The organism is Neptunomonas sp. (assembly GCF_016744175.1).
GTDB lineage: Bacteria > Pseudomonadota > Gammaproteobacteria > Pseudomonadales > Balneatricaceae > Neptunomonas.
The window spans coordinates 120586-136873 of the sequence record NZ_JADGEV010000006.1 but is presented as its reverse complement, the minus strand read 5'-3'; the positions used below and the strand labels follow the sequence as shown (position 1 = coordinate 136873).

Here is a 16288-nt window from a genome sequence, read left to right as displayed (position 1 = left end):
TGTCTCTGTGATAATATAGCCGGCTTTCACGCAGTCGAGACAATCGACATTTTTTCTGACCACTACAAAAGAGTTGCAGAAGATGAGCAAAGTTACATCCCTGGATAAGAGCAAAATAAAAATTCTGTTGTTGGAAGGCGTACATCAGTCCGCTATCGACACGCTTAATTCAAAAGGTTACACCAACATTGAATTTCACACCGGCTCCTTACCGGAAGAGGAATTACTAGAGCGTGTAGCGGATGTTCATTTTATCGGTCTGCGCTCGCGTACACAGCTTACTGAAAAAGTATTTGAAGCGGCATCAAAACTCGTTGCTGTTGGTTGCTTTTGCATCGGTACAAACCAAGTAAATCTTGAAGCAGCTACTCGCCAAGGAGTTGCGGTATTTAACGCACCATACTCAAACACTCGTTCAGTGGCTGAGCTGGTTCTAGCTGAAGCAATCATCTTACTGCGAGGCGTTGCTGAAAAAAGCGCTAAAGCCCACCGCGGCATTTGGCAAAAATCTGCAGTCAACTCTTATGAAATCCGTGGTAAAAAGCTCGGTATCGTAGGCTATGGCAGCATCGGTTCACAGCTGAGTGTTTTAGCAGAAGGCCTTGGAATGGAAGTTTACTTCCATGACGTTGTCAATAAACTGGCCTTAGGTAACGCTAAGCAAACAGCAGACTTAAACGAACTGCTACGTACGTGTGACATTATCACGTTACATGTGCCAGAAACGGCATCAACCAAAGATATGATGGGTGCCGCACAGTTTGAGCAAATGAAAAAAGGCTCAATTTTCATCAATGCGGCTCGTGGTACTACGGTTGTTATTGATGACTTGTGTGATGCTTTAAGTGCAGGAAAACTGCACGGAGCAGCTATTGATGTGTTCCCAGTAGAGCCTCGCTCGAACAACGATGAGTTTATTTCTCCACTGCGTGAATTTGATAATGTGATCCTGACACCTCACGTCGGCGGTTCTACGATGGAAGCACAGGAAAACATCGGTTACGAAGTCGCTGAAAAACTTGTGAAATATAGTGATAATGGATCTTCTATTACGTCTGTCAACTTCCCTGAAGTAGCGTTACCTGAACACCCAGATGTTCATCGCTTATTGCATGTTCACCGCAATGTTCCGGGCGTGCTGTCTAACATCAATAGCATTCTCTCTGATAACAACATCAACATCTCGGGTCAGTATCTACAAACTAACGATAAAGTTGGCTATGTAGTTATCGATGTTGACGCTGACTGCTCAGTTGTTGCATTACAAAAGCTACTTGAGATTGAAGGAACCATTCGCTGCCGTCGCTTGTTCTAGTCACTGCACAATGATCCTACAACCACGTAAAAACAGCTTCTTCTGAAGCTGTTTTTTATTGCCCTATCCGTGACAACACCTCTCCAACTTTATCAAATACGAGCCTTCGCCAAGGTAAGCCTTCATTAACCAAATGGTGCCGTCCATCCTCAATTAATTCCACTTCTAGATTAGAAAAAAGCCGTTGCAGCACTGATAAGTTATGCTGCCAGTCCACTGTATTATCATCAGTCCCCTGGATGACCGTCATATTTATCAGTTGAGGTGTTCCTGCTTCTATCTCTTCAACCCATTCCAACATGGCGCCAATCCAGCTAACCGCCACCCATTGTTTTTGCAAAGGATCTTGGGAACGTAAAAAGCATAGAAATGCATCATCATGAGAGTTATTAGAATGAAAGCGTCTAACTCGCTTTAAAAAATAGCGTAATACTTTATATTTCAACCAAATTGCATGGTACTGAGCGGGTCTAATGAGTGGCGCTAATAAGATTCGCTGAGCGATAGGGTCTGTTTCTTGTTTACTCGCAAATAATTTCTGGTGAGAAAGAACAATAGCGCCACCTGTACTTTGCCCCATCAACACGCACGGCTTTTGAAATGACTGCTGCTGTAAAACTAATTCTAACTGTAAGGCGTAAGTAGAAAAATCATCAATCGCGTAACTATCACCTGTAGAAAGACCGTGACCGGGCAAGTCGTAACAAAGCACATTCCAGTCTTTCTTTAATAAGTTACTGATCAACTGGCTATACAACCCAACATGATCCATATAGCCATGCACTAAAACGACCGTCCCGCAACTGGCGCCTACCTGCATATAGTGCTGCACGACTAAATCACAAGATTCATACGATACAATACCCATGCGCAGCTGATAATGTTCAGCCAATGGCGCCAGCTGGTACATTTCCATATAAGATAGCCAAAGTTCATCGGGATGAAATATTTCAGCTTCCTGAAAACCTGATAATGATTGACGAAGCGCTTCAACAGTGAAGGCTTGCATAACGTTACCCTTGTACAATGGCACTATTTCCAAAATAATAAGTCTGTATAACTATTGTTTATAATCCATCATCAATGCGTTATCAATTTTCTGAGGCAGTATGACTACTATTTTTAGTCGTTGGATATTTCTCTTCTTTTTTTTCTGCATAAGTTCTACCTCCTTTGCTTCTAACCAAGAATCGGCAGCGCTTTACCAACAAAAACTTGGGCAGCTGCCGACAGATGAAAACAACCCTGTTAATCAATTACAAAAAGAAACGTATCAACAAATACTAGCCGCCTATCTGGAAGCGGTTCAATTAGAGCAAGTCTCTTTGCAACTCAGAGCAATGCTGGAAAGACAGCCTGATGCAATTAAGGGCTTACAAAAAACTCTCAAAGATAAAGTCAGCAACAACGAACTAAAATCACTCGCAAAAAAGACGGTGCCCGAATTAGAACAGTTACTAACACTTGAAAAAGCCTCTCTATTAGAATTCGAAAAACGCCGAGAGCTCCTACAACAACAAATAAACCAAAGCGACCAAAAACTTATATTTTTACGCGATCAATTAGTGCAACTAAAACAAGCACCGGCAACACATGACAATAACGATAATAATGAATGGAATGACGCTCAATTTTCCCTGAGAGCGGCAAAAAACCAAGCACTAGAATTAGAAGTTTTGAGTCTCCCTGGGCAAAATGACCTTAATCGCTTAAGTCTTGAAAAGATTAACAGCGAACTCAAGCGCAGCCAGAGCTTCATTAAGACAGTACAAGATACCTTGCAATCAAAACGCCGTATTGAAACTGAAGAGACACTGCAAACAATAGGCATCGATAAAAAGAATACCGCTCAGCACCCCATTATTAGCGCTCAAATAGCTGACAATCAGATGTTGAGTGAAAAGCTAAGAACAACGCTCGCATCCAATGAGACAACACTAAAACAACGCCGCTTACTCGATTCACAACTAACTATGGTCAGCCAAAGCTACTTAGCTGTCCAACAGCAATTGGAACTAAGTACACAGCCGTTAGGTGTTGAGTTGCGTAAATACACACGACGCTTAGCTCAACCCACTTCAACAAACACTACCCGCGAGAGCATCAATAGATTACGCCTTCTTAACTTAGAAGTAACTCGCGCTCTGTTTAATATCGACTCGATAGAAGAAACCCAAATACCGGCCTTTAACAAAGAAGAAAGCACTCAGCTAAAACAGCTATTAAAAGATAAACAAAATCTTTCCACTCGGATCAGAGAGGCCAGCAACCAAGGCATTAATGAGCTCTCTCAGCTACTATCAATTCAAGAGCAAGTGAATAAACAGACAAACCTAGGACGAGAATTAATAGCACAACATCTGTTATGGATACCGAGTATTCTTCCTGTTTCCAAAAATTGGTTAGTAGAAATAACCCAAGGTATTGTTCCATTTTTTGAATTAATAACGCCTAATCCAAATATACCGATATGGCAGCCGATAAATCACTGGATCCCAAAAGTTATCTTATTATTACTGCTCTCTTTACTCTCAGCAGCGGTCTATCGACATTATAATAAGCACTCAAAAATTTGGGTTCAGCTAGTAGGCAATGTAATCCGTGACCGCTTTAGCCACACCTTTAGCTTGTTCTGGATGCCATTATTAATCGCACTCCCTATACCTGCCGCCATTCTTCTTTTGACACGGAATATGTTAAATATTGATGCATGGCTTCTGGAGTCATTTCACCTCATTGGCTATACCATAGCAGCACTATCGTGGGCTTACTTAACACTTCAACTCTGGGCCAGTCGTCCAAGCGGACTACTTCAAGGACACTTTTCTGTCCCTCAAAAATTGTGCAATACGCTCCATAAGTTGATACATCCTCTCTATTGGCTAGGCATGCCTTTAATTGTTTTACTCATGGTTATCGACCAATCAGGTTCCAACGAGTTACGCTCAGGACTTGGTAGATTAGTTTTCCTTTCCCTTGCTGTATTAGTCACTATTTTTTGGGCTGCACTACGAAAAGTTGCTCCACAAATTGATCAAACAACTAACAGCATTCACTGGTGGCAGCGTTCACAACTATGGCTAACAGGGTTAGTGGGTATTCACTTCGGAATTATTGGTGCTGCTTTACTCGGCTATGTGTTTACTGGTTCTGTCATTATGCTGATATTGCTAGTCCTTACAGGGATTTTTTATACAACATTCATTTTCTTTAAACTCGGCAATCGCTGGTTGTTAATTGAAGAAAGACATTTAGCATTTGATAGAGCAAAATCACGCCGAAATGAAATTCTTGAAGCACGCGAAAAAAATGAAGAAGTTCCTCCCTTAGAGGAAAACTATATTGACCTACAGTCCATTTCTGACCAAGCTCGCACATTACTCAAGACAATGACAATAATCGTGTTTGTCACACTATTATGGGCTCTATTAAAAAACGCTCTTCCTACTTTAGATATTCTCGATAATGTGGTGCTATGGAGCAACGAAATAACAACTGCAACAGGTGTTATTCCGGAGTCAATTACGCTAAAAAATGTGCTCTTCAGTATTGCGCTTATTACCCTATGCATACTCGCCGCCTACAATTTGCCTGGGTTGTTAGAGTTGTTGGTTTTACGCCACTTAGACCTATCACCCGGTACTACGTATGCAGTAACGACCATTACCAAATATATTTTAATTGTGGTGAGTATTCTAACAGGCACCTCCCAGTTAGGCCTGGACTGGTCAAAGCTTCAATGGCTCATTGCAGCAATGGGGGTTGGTTTAGGGTTTGGTTTACAGGAGATCGTAGCCAACTTTGTTTCAGGTCTCATTATTCTTTTTGAGAAGCCTATTCGTATTGGTGACACCATCACCATTGGAGGATTTACCGGTACTGTTACCCGTATTCAAATTCGTGCCACAACCATTGCCGATTGGGATCGAAAAGAAGTCATCATTCCTAACAAAAACTTTGTTACGGACCAACTTATAAACTGGTCACTTACCGACCCTATAACCCGTGTTGTTATCAATGTGGGTGTTGCTTATGGCTCAGATACAAAGCTTGCTCATAAACTACTACTTGATGCAGCAACAAAACACCCTCAAGTGCTTAAAGACCCTGAACCCAATGCTTACTTCACAGCATTTGGAGCAAGTACTCTAGACCTAGAATTAAGGTTATTTGTTAGCACAATGGCAGATAGGCTCCCCGTGACACACGAAATTAACCAAGCAATTGATGCGAGCTTCAAGAAGCACCATATAGAAATTGCCTTTCCGCAGCTTGATGTTCATTTGCACAGAAGCAATAAACCTTAAGAGAGTATCGCGCTTCACATAATAGGTATTTTCACTTACCTTATATGCTTAATATTTCTTCTATTGTAAGAACAATACTGGACGGATAACGTTGATGAGTACTGATAATAAAAAATTGATTTATAGCTGTGAAATACCTGTCCGCTGGGGTGATATGGACGCCTACGGTCATGTGAACAATGCTATGTACATGCGTTATCTTGAAGAAGCACGTGTCCAGTTGCTCGCTAAAATGGGAGCGACAATGGATGGAAGTGGTATTGACCCTGTGGTTATCAATGTTGGCTGCACGTTTATGAGCCCCGTCGTCTACCCCGCAACATTACGCATTGATTGTTATGTGAGTGAGCCGGGACGCTCTAGCTTTATGACTCTCTATGACATTTACAACACCAATGATACGACTCAAGCGGTCAGCAATGGCTATGCAAAAGTGGTCTGGATGGACCACCACAAAGGAAAATCTGTTCCTTTACCCACAAAAATCCGCGCCCAAATTATTGACTAATTCTTATGGGTAGTAATCTCATACTTTAGGCGTGTCAGGGGCGACAAAGTGTCCATTAATGATGTATTTTTGCATTGCACAATTTCGATCTAAAAATGTGCATACTTTATAACGACCGGTCATGGTTGCCTCGCACCGAACCGGGCCATATACAATGGGGCATTACTACTATGAGTCAAAGGGTACAGACTGGCGGCCTGAAGGTTGCTGAAGGTCTTTATAATTTCATTAATAACGAAGCGCTACCAGGCACCGGTATCAGCAATGATCAATTCTGGTCCGCTATGGACGCTGTCATTCATGACCTCGCCCCACGTAACCGTGAATTACTTGCAAAGCGTGATGATTTTCAAACAAAAATAGACCAATGGCACATAAGCAATAAAGGCCAATCCTTTAATTTTGATGCCTATAAAGAATTCTTGAAATCTATTGGCTACCTTATTCCAGAAGGTGCAGATTTTAGTGCAGAAACCAGCAATGTTGATCCTGAAATGGCAACAATGGCAGGCCCTCAGTTAGTCGTACCTGTGATGAATGCACGTTTTGCGTTAAATGCAGCAAACGCGCGCTGGGGTAGCCTTTATGATGGTTTATACGGTACCGACGCTATATCTGAAGAAGACGGAGCGGAAATAGGGAACAGCTACAATCCTGTTCGCGGAGCGAAAACAATCGCATATGCTCGTCGTGTTGTTCTTGATGAAGCGACGCCTTTGCAAACGGGTTCACACAAAAACTCTACTAGCTATACCGTAAGAGATGGTCAACTTGTTGTGGCCTTAAATGATGGCTCAGAAGTTTCTCTAGCCCAGCCAGAAAAACTCATAGGTTATCTGGGTGATCCGGGCTCACCTACTAGTATATTGCTTAAAAACAACGGCCTGCACTTTGAAGTCCAGATTGATCGCGATAGCCTAATTGGTAAAGACGATGCTGCTGGCATCAAAGATATAATTATGGAGTCAGCACTTACCGCCATCATGGACTGTGAAGATTCTGTTGCTGCTGTTGATAGCGAAGACAAAATTGTTATTTATCGCAATTGGTTGGGTCTGATGAAAGGTGACCTGACGGAAGAAGTCACCAAAGGGGGTAAAACCTTTACCCGCTCTATGAACGTTGACCGCGAATACACTGCGGTTAATGGAGGTTCAGTTACTCTCAAAGGCCGCAGCCTAATGTTTGTCCGTAACGTTGGCCACCTAATGACCAACAGTGCCATTATCGATAAGGAAGGTAATGAAGTACCAGAAGGAATTCTGGATGCGATGGTTACCTCGCTAATCTCGGTACATGATGTAAAAGGACTCGGCAAATACCGCAACACCACTACGGGTTCAATGTATATCGTAAAACCGAAGATGCATGGACCAGAAGAAGTAGCCTTCTCAAATGAGTTATTTGGTCGTGTAGAAGACGCGCTAGGACTCGCTCGCTTTACTCTGAAAATGGGTATCATGGATGAAGAACGTCGCACCACAGTTAATTTGAAAGAGTGCATTCGTGCTGCTAAAGAGCGTGTAGTCTTCATCAATACAGGTTTCCTTGACCGTACCGGAGATGAAATTCATACATCAATGGAAGCAGGGCCAATGGTACGTAAGGGCGATATGAAATCAGCCACATGGATAGGCGCATACGAAGACTGGAATGTTGGAAACGGCCTACTCTGCGGCTTAAGCGGCAAAGCTCAAATAGGTAAAGGTATGTGGGCAATTCCTGACCAAATGGCTAACATGCTGCAGGCTAAAATAGGCCACCCAATGTCCGGTGCTAATACCGCATGGGTCCCATCACCAACAGCCGCAACCTTACATGCGATTCATTATCACGAAGTAGATGTATTCGCACGCCAAGCCGTAATTAAGAAGCGTGCGCTAGCCAGTCTTGATGACATTCTAACAATCCCTGTTGAAGCAAACCCAAACTGGTCTGCTGAAGAAATTCAGCAAGAGCTAGATAATAACGCTCAAGGTTTACTTGGTTATGTAGTTCGATGGGTTGATCAAGGCGTAGGCTGCTCAAAAGTGCCCGATATTAACAATGTTGGCCTAATGGAAGACCGTGCCACATTGCGTATTTCTAGCCAGCACATTGCTAACTGGTTGCACCACGGCATCTGTTCTAAAGAGCAAGTATTGGAAACGTTAAAGCGCATGGCAACCATTGTTGATGGGCAAAATGCGAACGATCCTACTTATGATGCGATGGCTGCTGATTTTGATAACAGCATTGCCTTTGCAGCAGCGTGTGAACTGGTATTCGAGGGCTGCGCTCAACCGAGCGGATATACAGAACCTGTATTGCATCGCCGTCGTTTAGAAGTAAAAGCAAAACTGAACGCATAATTTAATTCAATACAAAAAAGCCACTTCCAAGTTTAATTAGAAGTGGCTTTTTTACATATACAAACACAAGCCAACACTTGCCTACACCCTTTATTTCACCAGCGCCCTTCTTGTTTTTATCCATTCTCGCGCTATTACAATCAGTGCATTGGGGAACTGCCTATAATCAAAATAAGGTGAGCATAAAACATCATCTTTTACCCATAAGCGCTGCTGTGGATCTAAGGATATAAAATCAGCCATATCAAACCCCATTCTTTCCCAGCAAGATTTACCCGACACAATATTTACTTGGGCACTTTGCTGCCGCTCGTCAGTGAAACAGATAGCTTCATTTTTTGTTAGCAAACATTGATCTCTGTACTCTCTCCAGTTCTCATCTGGAGAAACTAATTTGGCAAAAATGGTAAATATCTTACGCCAATGGTTACCGTTCAAATCAATCAGATCAGGTATCGAAATCAGTTCATTACTCTTCAATTTTTGCGGCACAACAGGGTGATTATCAATATACAGAATGACATCAGAGCCTTGCGCCCCTAGCATGTGCTCAATAGATGTTTTTTCATGGCTAGTATCTAGATTCATACTCGGCTACTCTCCCTGTTTTCATCATAGTATTAGGGTTACATTTTGACTCAGACACCTCATACAAAAGGCGTTCAAATTGCAGCTATTGGCGCATTAGTTCTCAGCTTTGATGCCATGCTAATAAGGCTTACTGAAGCGTCATCTTGGGATGTTGTTTTTTGGCGTGGTTGGTTAATCTGTTTAGCCTTTAGTGCTCTAATGCTGTTTAACCGGCAGAAAAACCATTTACCTGACAGTCGAAAAAACTGGATTGCAGCAGCCATTATTGCCGTATTATACGGCGTTAACACCGTACTTTTTGTTTACTCAATAGGACACACAAGCACGGCTAACACCGTTGTCATTCTTGCTAGCTCTCCACTTTTTGCTGCCATTTTCTCTCGCATTTTCCTCTACGAACCCATTAAGCTTCGCGTCTTATTCGCCATAATCCTCGCCTTTTCCGGGGTTGTCACTATCTTTGCGGGCTCTTTTAACGGAAACCACTGGCAAGGCGATATTGCAGCATTATGCTTAGCGATCTCTATGGGAGCAGTGCTAACGCTATTGAGGCACTTTTCTAAGCTGCCATTATTACCCATCATTGCGGTATCCGGTATTGTCGCGGGTCTGTTAGCCATTCCTCACGCATCACCCTTTTCGTTGCCTGCCCAAAGCTATTTATGGTTATCCATTATGGGTCTGATTCAAATGCCTCTCGCAACATGGCTATTGATGCGAGCACCGCGTTACATTCCCTCTGCAGAAGTAAGCTTATTTCTATTAATTGAAACTATTCTGGGGCCTGTTTGGGTATGGTTTGCCGTAGGAGAGGAAACACCCGAACGTACATTCATTGGCGGAGCGATCATTTTAGCGGCTATTTTTTCTAACTCACTAGCCGCACTGTATGAAATAAAGAAACGAAAAAACTCTTTGATAAAATAAGCTTCCTTCATTAAGTTTCATAACTGCCGTTCTCAAATTTAGGTTAGTATCTAAACTACGAGTCGCTAATGCGTTAGTGGTTTAATGCACGAATGGAGGTTATCCATGTCGAACCAACACCCTACACTTTGGCAGATGATCTTAAGTATTATTGCTGCCATATTTGGTGTCCAATCAGAGCAAAATCGAGAACGAGACTTCACTAAAGGGAGCCTTTGGCCTTTCATTCTACTGGGTATAATTGCTTTAATCGTGTTTATTGTGGCGGTCATCCTACTAACTAGATGGGCACTTTCAATCGCTGGTGCCGAATGAATGTTAGCAGCATAATAACTACTTTTACCCCATATTTAGCAGCATTTTCACACCTAAAAAAAAATTAAGTATTTATTTTATTGACTTACATCAATATTCCACTGCTATACTTAGCTTCACAAACGGACGGATAATAACAAAAGATGGGATGGAGTTCGGGTCATAAAACCTGATTGAAACCCGTCACTACCGACGTTGCAGAAGTTACAGCGTTAACGGCTGAGACTATGTAAAATATTACCGCCAAAACGTTGTTTACAGCGCCCCTAGTGGACAGATTTCAAACAGGACTACTCCCGAAAAGGGGAACCTGTGATGAAAGTGACTAGATTGATAACGTTACTTATATCAGTAAGTAGCGTTTCGTATGCCCGCGCGGAGTGGGCACTCAATATGCCTCGAGGCGTGACTGAAATCAGTCACTCTGTCTTCGATTTGCATATGATTATTTTCTGGATATGCGTAGCCATCGGCGTCGTTGTGTTTGGCGTGATGTTCTGGTCAATATTCCATCATCGCAAATCACGTGGGGCGCAAGCTCATCACTTCCATGAAAACACCTTAGTTGAGATCATCTGGACACTTGTCCCGTTTGCTATTCTCATTGCTATGGCCATTCCTGCAACGGCCACATTAGTAAAAATGTACGACCCTTCTGATGCCGACATAGATATTCAGGTTACAGGCTATCAATGGAAATGGCGTTATCAATACCTTGGCGAAGATATCGACTTTTTCTCAAACACGACAACCCCCCTTGAACAAATTAATAACCAAGAAGAAAAAGGCGAGCACTACCTTCTTGAAGTCGATAACCCTCTTGTCATACCTGCTGGGAAAAAAGTGCGTTTTTTAATTACTTCAGTCGATGTTATCCACAGCTGGTGGGTTCCTGATTTCGCGGTTAAGAAAGACGCTATCCCCGGCTTTATTAATGAATCGTGGACTAACGTCCCCGAACCCGGAATATATCGAGGTCAGTGCACTGAACTGTGCGGAAAAAACCATGGATTTATGCCTATCGTCGTGGATGTCCGCCCGCAAGCAGAATATGAGCTCTGGGTCACACAACAAAAAAACATGAAAGCGCAAGAAGTGGCATTAGCTAAACAAAGCATCAGCATGGAAGAACTGATGGCTAAAGGTGAAGCAGTGTATAAAACAACTTGCGCGGCTTGTCATCAGGTCAATGGAGAAGGTATCGCGAATGTGTTCCCAGGTTTAAAAGCGAGCCCAATAGCAATCGGAGACATCAATCAACATATCGATATTGTGCTAAACGGTAAAACAGGGTCCGCTATGCAAGCATTCCGCGAGCAACTCAGTGCCGTTGATCTTGCTGCTGTCATAACATATGAGCGTAATGCATGGGGTAATAATACGGGTGATAAGGTAGAACCTGCCACCATCGATGAACTCAAAGTAGCTGCAAAGCAATAGGAGGCTGATGATGAATACCATAACAAAGGTTGAACATACAGAGCATCATGGCCCAGCAGCAGGTATCAGTCGCTGGTTTTACACCACTAATCATAAAGATATTGGCACCCTCTATTTATGGTTCAGTTTTGCTATGTTTCTAACCGGTGGCTGCATGGCACTGATGATACGAGCAGAATTATTCCAGCCAGGTCTGCAGTTGATACAACCCGACTTTTTTAACCAAATGACTACCATGCACGGTCTTATCATGGTGTTCGGTGCTGTTATGCCCGCCTTTGTTGGCTTGGCTAATTGGATGCTTCCTATGATGGTCGGCGCACCCGATATGGCACTCCCACGCATGAACAATTGGAGCTTTTGGATTCTTCCATTTGCCTTTGCCATGATGCTCAGCACTCTTTTTATGGACGGTGGAGCACCTAATTTTGGTTGGACATTTTATGCCCCTCTTTCAACGACTTATGCACCTCCAAGTGTTACTTACTTTATTTTTGCCGTCCATATGATGGGAATTAGTTCCATTATGGGGGCTATTAATATCATTGCGACTATTTTGAATATGCGCGCCCCCGGCATGACAATGATGAAACTTCCTCTATTTGTATGGACGTGGTTAATCACAGCTTTCTTACTTATTGCAGTGATGCCTGTACTGGCGGGTGTTGTTACCATGATGCTAATGGATATTCACTTTGGCACCAGCTTCTTCAATGCGGCAGGTGGTGGTGACCCGGTACTATTTCAGCACGTATTTTGGTTCTTTGGGCACCCTGAAGTTTATATTATGATTTTGCCAGCTTTTGGGATTGTGAGCGAAATAATCCCTACCTTTGCCCGTAAGCGGCTATTTGGCTATAGCTCCATGGTTTATGCCACATCATCTATCGCGTTTCTCTCGTTTATCGTTTGGGCTCATCATATGTTCACGGTCGGCCTGCCTTTAATGGGAGAGCTATTCTTTATGTACGCAACTATGTTGATCGCTGTTCCAACCGGGGTTAAAGTTTTCAACTGGGTTGCTACTATGTTCAGAGGTTCAATGACCTTTGAAACACCCATGCTATTTGCTATCGCATTTGTGGTGCTGTTCACTATTGGAGGGTTTTCCGGATTAATGCTGGCCATTGCTCCTGCTGACTTCCAGTATCATGATACCTACTTTGTCGTTGCCCATTTTCATTACGTTTTAGTTCCTGGGGCCGTATTTGCCATTATGGCAGGTGTGTATTACTGGCTACCTAAATGGACTGGACATTATTACCCAGAAACAATGGGCAAAGTGCATTTCTGGTGCAGCTTTGTTGGAGTTAACCTTACATTTTTCCCCATGCACTTTATCGGCTTAGCAGGAATGCCACGCCGAATACCTGATTACGCACTACAGTTTGCAGACTTCAATATGATCGCCTCTATCGGTGCATTCATCTTTGGCTTTTCACAACTAATTTTTCTCGTTCTCATCATAAAAACAATACGCGGAGGCAGCCCAGCCACATCAGAAGTATGGGATGAGCCCACGGGTCTAGAGTGGACAGTTCCTTCGCCAGCCCCCTACCACACTTTTACGACACCACCTGAAGTGAAGTAGGTGCACTTATGAAACCCATAGACTCAGCACAGCAAAAGAACCGATCCATCGTTCGCACTCTGTTATTTAGCTGCGTATTAATGTTTGGTTTTGGCTTTGCATTAGTCCCACTGTACGATGTTTTCTGTCGTATAACCGGGCTAAACGGCAAGGTGACTAACACTGGCCCCGTTGTACCAGAGGGTAGTGATAAGAATAGAAGTGTTCGTGTACAGATGATTGCTGTTAATAATGAATCTATGCCATGGGCATTTCGAGCACTCTCCCCCGTAGTAACGGTATACCCTGGTGAAAGTAAGCATGCGGCTTATCTGGCTCATAACCCAACAGCACAAAGAATGGTTGCTCAGGCTATTCCTTCGGTATCTCCCTCTGAAGCCGCGCAGTACCTGCATAAAGTAAATTGTTTTTGTTTTGATAGGCAACCACTGGACAGTTTAGAAACTCGAGAGATGCCCCTAGTATTTGTGATTGACCCTAAACTGCCAGACCACATAAGCACGGTCACTTTATCCTACACACTCTTTGATATCACCACGACACAAGTAGCTGAAACCAGCACTTCGCCTAACCCCTCTAAACCTAATAGCATAGGGAGGAACACATTATGAGCCATGAAACATACTATGTGCCCGCGCAAAGTCGCTGGCCAATATTTGCCTCCATTGCTCTATTCTTGTTGGCTTATGGTGCTGGCACTCTAATTAACGGACTCAAAACACAAACGGGAGACACGGGTTTACTTTTACTCTTAGCGGGTGCTTTTATGATGAGCTTAATACTTATCGGCTGGTTTAGGCATGTTATAAATGAAGGCATGGATGGAAAATTCAGCCCTCAGGCAGACCTCTCTTTTCGCTGGGGTATGAGTTGGTTTATTTTTTCAGAAATCATGTTTTTTGTAGCCTTTTTTGGTGCCCTTTTTTATGTCCGCACACTCGCCGTGCCATGGCTAGGTGGTGAAGGCGAAAAAGGTGTCAGTAATATGCTATGGCAAGGATTTGAAGCTCAATGGCCATTACTTACCACACCTGACATGGAACAATTTCCAGGTGCCCGTGCAGTCATCGACCCTTGGCATTTACCACTCATTAATACCGCTATTCTTATCTCATCCAGCTTCACTATTACACTGGCGCATCACGCTTTAAAAGCAGAACGTCGCTCAGCCATCATTCTCTGGCACGGCTTAACTGTCGTTTTAGGAGTCATCTTCCTGTTCTTTCAAGCCAGCGAATATATCGAGGCTTATCAAGAGCTTGGACTTACTCTGGAATCTGGAATTTATGGCGCTACCTTTTTCATCCTGACTGGCTTTCATGGCTTACATGTCACGCTAGGAACGTTAATGCTGATTATTATATGGATAAGAGTACTGAAGGGGCATTTTACACCCGACAGCCACTTTGGATACGAAGCTGTCGCTTGGTATTGGCACTTTGTCGATGTTGTGTGGGTAGGTTTATTTTTATTCGTATACGTTTTTTGAGTATCAGCACTCTAACTAAAGCCACGGTGCATGGGAGACTAGTTGACCACTAAAAAAACCGTACACAAGAAGGATTAACAACAAGACACAAAACAAAACTCGTAAGTACAAAGAGTAAACGATGCGACGCGAGGAACCTCGGTCCCGAACAAGGAAGAACAGGCCACCAAATAAACTAACAACGGCCCCAATAAATAGTAGCAGAAGTAGGAACTTAATCATGAGTAACCTCCAATGCGGATACATTAATAGTAAAGACCGGCAGCGAAATCTATTCAAGTGGATTCTTACTCTGCAGGCTGTGCTTATCTGCTCGTTACTCATTTTTTTAGGCAACTGGCAACTACACAGAGCCGCAGAAAAAGAACAGCTTTTGTTACAGTTCTCTCACGGGGAAACTAAAAAAGCCAGCAGCTCCACTATTCATTTGTTTGATAAAGTTGAACTCAGTGGCACGCTAAGTAGCCGCTACTTCCTACTAGATAACCGCACTTGGCAAGGACAAGCAGGGTATGAAGTAATCGCAGCCTTAATAGCCCATAATCAAAAAAGCCAGCTCATCAGCTTAGGCTGGTTAGCCGCAGGGCCTGATAGACGCACCCTTCCGGCTTTCTCTCTTCCCAACGTAATACCTAGCATAGTTGCTTATGCTGACAAACCTTCTACTCCTTTAATGCTTGGCGAAGACCATTGGGCCCAAGGGTGGCCCAAACGAATTCAGCACCTTGATTTGAAAAAAATATCGGCTGCGCTCAACACACCTGTTTCTGAATGGCTGTACCGTCCAACAAAGCAAGTCATTCCCGAACTCACGCTCACCTGGGAGCCTGTTGTTTTGCCTCCGCAACGCCATACTGGCTATGCCGTTCAATGGTATGGATTAGCAGCGGCATGGTTAATTTGTAGTGCTGCACTCGCTAAAAAAATGCTCACTAATAAGGAGAAGTTGGCATGAATCGTCTTAGTTTCTGGCTTATCTGGCTATTTGGCGCGGGCCCTATGCTTTTAGCCGTTTTCCTTTACTTCAGTGGATTCTCACCCTCAAGTAGCAGCCAACGAGGTGAACTATTACCTCCAGGGGTGACATTAAGCGACTGGGAACTGATAGACCCAACAGGCGAAAAGCGGGACGCTAATGGTCAATGGCAATTACTCCTTATCAGTAAGGCACCCTGCATTGAACGTTGCGCCTTCTGGCAACAACAACTGCCACAAGTGAATCAAGCACTGGGTAAAGACAAAGACAGAGTCATCTGGTCTTTGGTTGCTGAAAACTCAAATAAAAACGCACTCAACAATGCTCAATTAATACCAGATGAAAATGTCATTTGGTTAGCAGACCCCAATGGAAATTTAGTTTTGCAATACTCATTAAAGCAAACGCCTAAAGACTTACTAAAAGATCTAAAGCGGTTATTAAAGGTTTCACGAATAGGTTAACGAACAACCGGAGC

Annotated in this window: 15 protein-coding genes; 12 read left to right on the top strand and 3 right to left on the bottom strand. The window is 43.3% G+C overall.

All coding sequences use genetic code 11. The annotated features are described in order from the left end of the window. Positions 1-82 precede the first annotated feature (82 nt). Positions 83-1315 (top strand): phosphoglycerate dehydrogenase, encoded by a 1233-nt coding sequence (serA, locus tag QZZ55_RS04310; RefSeq protein WP_293265687.1) that lies wholly within the window; start codon positions 83-85, stop codon positions 1313-1315. 55 nt (positions 1316-1370) lie between these two features. Here serA and QZZ55_RS04305 read toward each other — a convergent pair whose 3' ends face one another. Further along, the gene (locus QZZ55_RS04305; RefSeq protein WP_293265685.1) at positions 1371-2324 is read right to left on the bottom strand and encodes an alpha/beta hydrolase; all 954 of its coding nucleotides are present in this window, start codon (positions 2322-2324) and stop codon (positions 1371-1373) included. A gap of 100 nt (positions 2325-2424) precedes the next feature. Here QZZ55_RS04305 and QZZ55_RS04300 point away from each other — a divergent pair, with 100 nt between their 5' ends. The 3 genes from QZZ55_RS04300 (at position 2425) to QZZ55_RS04290 (ending at position 8481) form a co-directional block, all read left to right on the top strand. Next, positions 2425-5622 carry a mechanosensitive ion channel domain-containing protein gene (locus QZZ55_RS04300; RefSeq protein WP_293265684.1) on the top strand — a complete coding sequence of 1066 codons (3198 nt, stop codon included), beginning with the start codon at positions 2425-2427 and terminating at the stop codon, positions 5620-5622. 94 nt (positions 5623-5716) lie between these two features. Next, positions 5717-6130 (top strand): acyl-CoA thioesterase, encoded by a 414-nt coding sequence (locus tag QZZ55_RS04295; protein ID WP_293265682.1) that lies wholly within the window; start codon positions 5717-5719, stop codon positions 6128-6130. Positions 6131-6300: 170 nt separating this feature from the next. Next, positions 6301-8481, top strand: coding sequence for a malate synthase G (locus tag QZZ55_RS04290; protein ID WP_293265680.1), 2181 nt, complete (start codon positions 6301-6303; stop codon positions 8479-8481). 90 nt (positions 8482-8571) lie between these two features. Here the strand turns inward: QZZ55_RS04290 and QZZ55_RS04285 are convergent, their stop codons facing one another. After that, on the bottom strand, positions 8572-9069 hold the full coding sequence (locus QZZ55_RS04285; protein WP_293265678.1) for a hypothetical protein: 498 nt from the start codon (positions 9067-9069) through the stop codon (positions 8572-8574). 45 nt (positions 9070-9114) lie between these two features. Between QZZ55_RS04285 and QZZ55_RS04280 the strand changes: the two genes are divergently transcribed. The 6 genes from QZZ55_RS04280 (at position 9115) to QZZ55_RS04255 (ending at position 14834) form a co-directional block, all read left to right on the top strand. Then, positions 9115-9999: a DMT family transporter gene (locus tag QZZ55_RS04280; protein WP_293265676.1), complete on the top strand. Its 885-nt coding sequence runs from the start codon at positions 9115-9117 to the stop codon at positions 9997-9999. 105 nt (positions 10000-10104) lie between these two features. Next, positions 10105-10314 (top strand): DUF2970 domain-containing protein, encoded by a 210-nt coding sequence (locus QZZ55_RS04275; protein ID WP_293265674.1) that lies wholly within the window; start codon positions 10105-10107, stop codon positions 10312-10314. 315 nt (positions 10315-10629) lie between these two features. Beyond that, entirely contained in the window at positions 10630-11754 is a 1125-nt protein-coding gene (gene coxB / locus QZZ55_RS04270; protein WP_293265672.1) for a cytochrome c oxidase subunit II, read from the top strand. Positions 11755-11764: 10 nt separating this feature from the next. After that, positions 11765-13345 carry a cytochrome c oxidase subunit I gene (gene ctaD / locus QZZ55_RS04265; protein WP_293265692.1) on the top strand — a complete coding sequence of 527 codons (1581 nt, stop codon included), beginning with the start codon at positions 11765-11767 and terminating at the stop codon, positions 13343-13345. 8 nt (positions 13346-13353) lie between these two features. Beyond that, a complete protein-coding gene (locus QZZ55_RS04260; protein WP_293265670.1) occupies positions 13354-13956 on the top strand; it encodes a cytochrome c oxidase assembly protein in 603 nt (200 codons plus the stop codon). Next, on the top strand, positions 13953-14834 hold the full coding sequence (locus tag QZZ55_RS04255; protein WP_293265668.1) for a cytochrome c oxidase subunit 3: 882 nt from the start codon (positions 13953-13955) through the stop codon (positions 14832-14834). The genes QZZ55_RS04260 and QZZ55_RS04255 overlap by 4 nt, the downstream gene beginning before the upstream one ends. A gap of 15 nt (positions 14835-14849) precedes the next feature. Here the strand turns inward: QZZ55_RS04255 and QZZ55_RS04250 are convergent, their stop codons facing one another. Beyond that, a complete protein-coding gene (locus QZZ55_RS04250; protein ID WP_293265666.1) occupies positions 14850-15056 on the bottom strand; it encodes a DUF2909 family protein in 207 nt (68 codons plus the stop codon). Between QZZ55_RS04250 and QZZ55_RS04245 the strand changes: the two genes are divergently transcribed. Together QZZ55_RS04245 and QZZ55_RS04240 are read left to right on the top strand one after the other, a co-directional pair. Then, positions 15055-15789: an SURF1 family protein gene (locus QZZ55_RS04245; protein WP_293265664.1), complete on the top strand. Its 735-nt coding sequence runs from the start codon at positions 15055-15057 to the stop codon at positions 15787-15789. The genes QZZ55_RS04250 and QZZ55_RS04245 overlap by 2 nt on opposite strands. Continuing rightward, the gene (locus QZZ55_RS04240) at positions 15786-16274 is read left to right on the top strand and encodes a hypothetical protein (protein WP_293265662.1); all 489 of its coding nucleotides are present in this window, start codon (positions 15786-15788) and stop codon (positions 16272-16274) included. Before QZZ55_RS04245 ends, QZZ55_RS04240 begins: the two co-directional genes overlap by 4 nt. Positions 16275-16288 lie beyond the last annotated feature (14 nt).

What these genes read in the sequence shown, in the direction of transcription:
- QZZ55_RS04290 (WP_293265680.1), top strand. Translation starts at nt 6,301, where the DNA reads ATGAGTCAAAGGGTACAGACTGGCGGCCTGAAGGTTGCTGAAGGTCTT.
- ctaD (WP_293265692.1), top strand. Translation starts at nt 11,765, where the DNA reads ATGAATACCATAACAAAGGTTGAACATACAGAGCATCATGGCCCAGCA.
- QZZ55_RS04285 (WP_293265678.1), bottom strand. Translation starts at nt 9,069, where the DNA reads ATGAATCTAGATACTAGCCATGAAAAAACATCTATTGAGCACATGCTA.
- QZZ55_RS04295 (WP_293265682.1), top strand. Translation starts at nt 5,717, where the DNA reads ATGAGTACTGATAATAAAAAATTGATTTATAGCTGTGAAATACCTGTC.
- QZZ55_RS04240 (WP_293265662.1), top strand. Translation starts at nt 15,786, where the DNA reads ATGAATCGTCTTAGTTTCTGGCTTATCTGGCTATTTGGCGCGGGCCCT.
- coxB (WP_293265672.1), top strand. Translation starts at nt 10,630, where the DNA reads ATGAAAGTGACTAGATTGATAACGTTACTTATATCAGTAAGTAGCGTT.
- QZZ55_RS04300 (WP_293265684.1), top strand. Translation starts at nt 2,425, where the DNA reads ATGACTACTATTTTTAGTCGTTGGATATTTCTCTTCTTTTTTTTCTGC.
- QZZ55_RS04260 (WP_293265670.1), top strand. Translation starts at nt 13,354, where the DNA reads ATGAAACCCATAGACTCAGCACAGCAAAAGAACCGATCCATCGTTCGC.
- serA (WP_293265687.1), top strand. Translation starts at nt 83, where the DNA reads ATGAGCAAAGTTACATCCCTGGATAAGAGCAAAATAAAAATTCTGTTG.
- QZZ55_RS04275 (WP_293265674.1), top strand. Translation starts at nt 10,105, where the DNA reads ATGTCGAACCAACACCCTACACTTTGGCAGATGATCTTAAGTATTATT.
- QZZ55_RS04255 (WP_293265668.1), top strand. Translation starts at nt 13,953, where the DNA reads ATGAGCCATGAAACATACTATGTGCCCGCGCAAAGTCGCTGGCCAATA.
- QZZ55_RS04305 (WP_293265685.1), bottom strand. Translation starts at nt 2,324, where the DNA reads ATGCAAGCCTTCACTGTTGAAGCGCTTCGTCAATCATTATCAGGTTTT.
- QZZ55_RS04245 (WP_293265664.1), top strand. Translation starts at nt 15,055, where the DNA reads ATGAGTAACCTCCAATGCGGATACATTAATAGTAAAGACCGGCAGCGA.
- QZZ55_RS04250 (WP_293265666.1), bottom strand. Translation starts at nt 15,056, where the DNA reads ATGATTAAGTTCCTACTTCTGCTACTATTTATTGGGGCCGTTGTTAGT.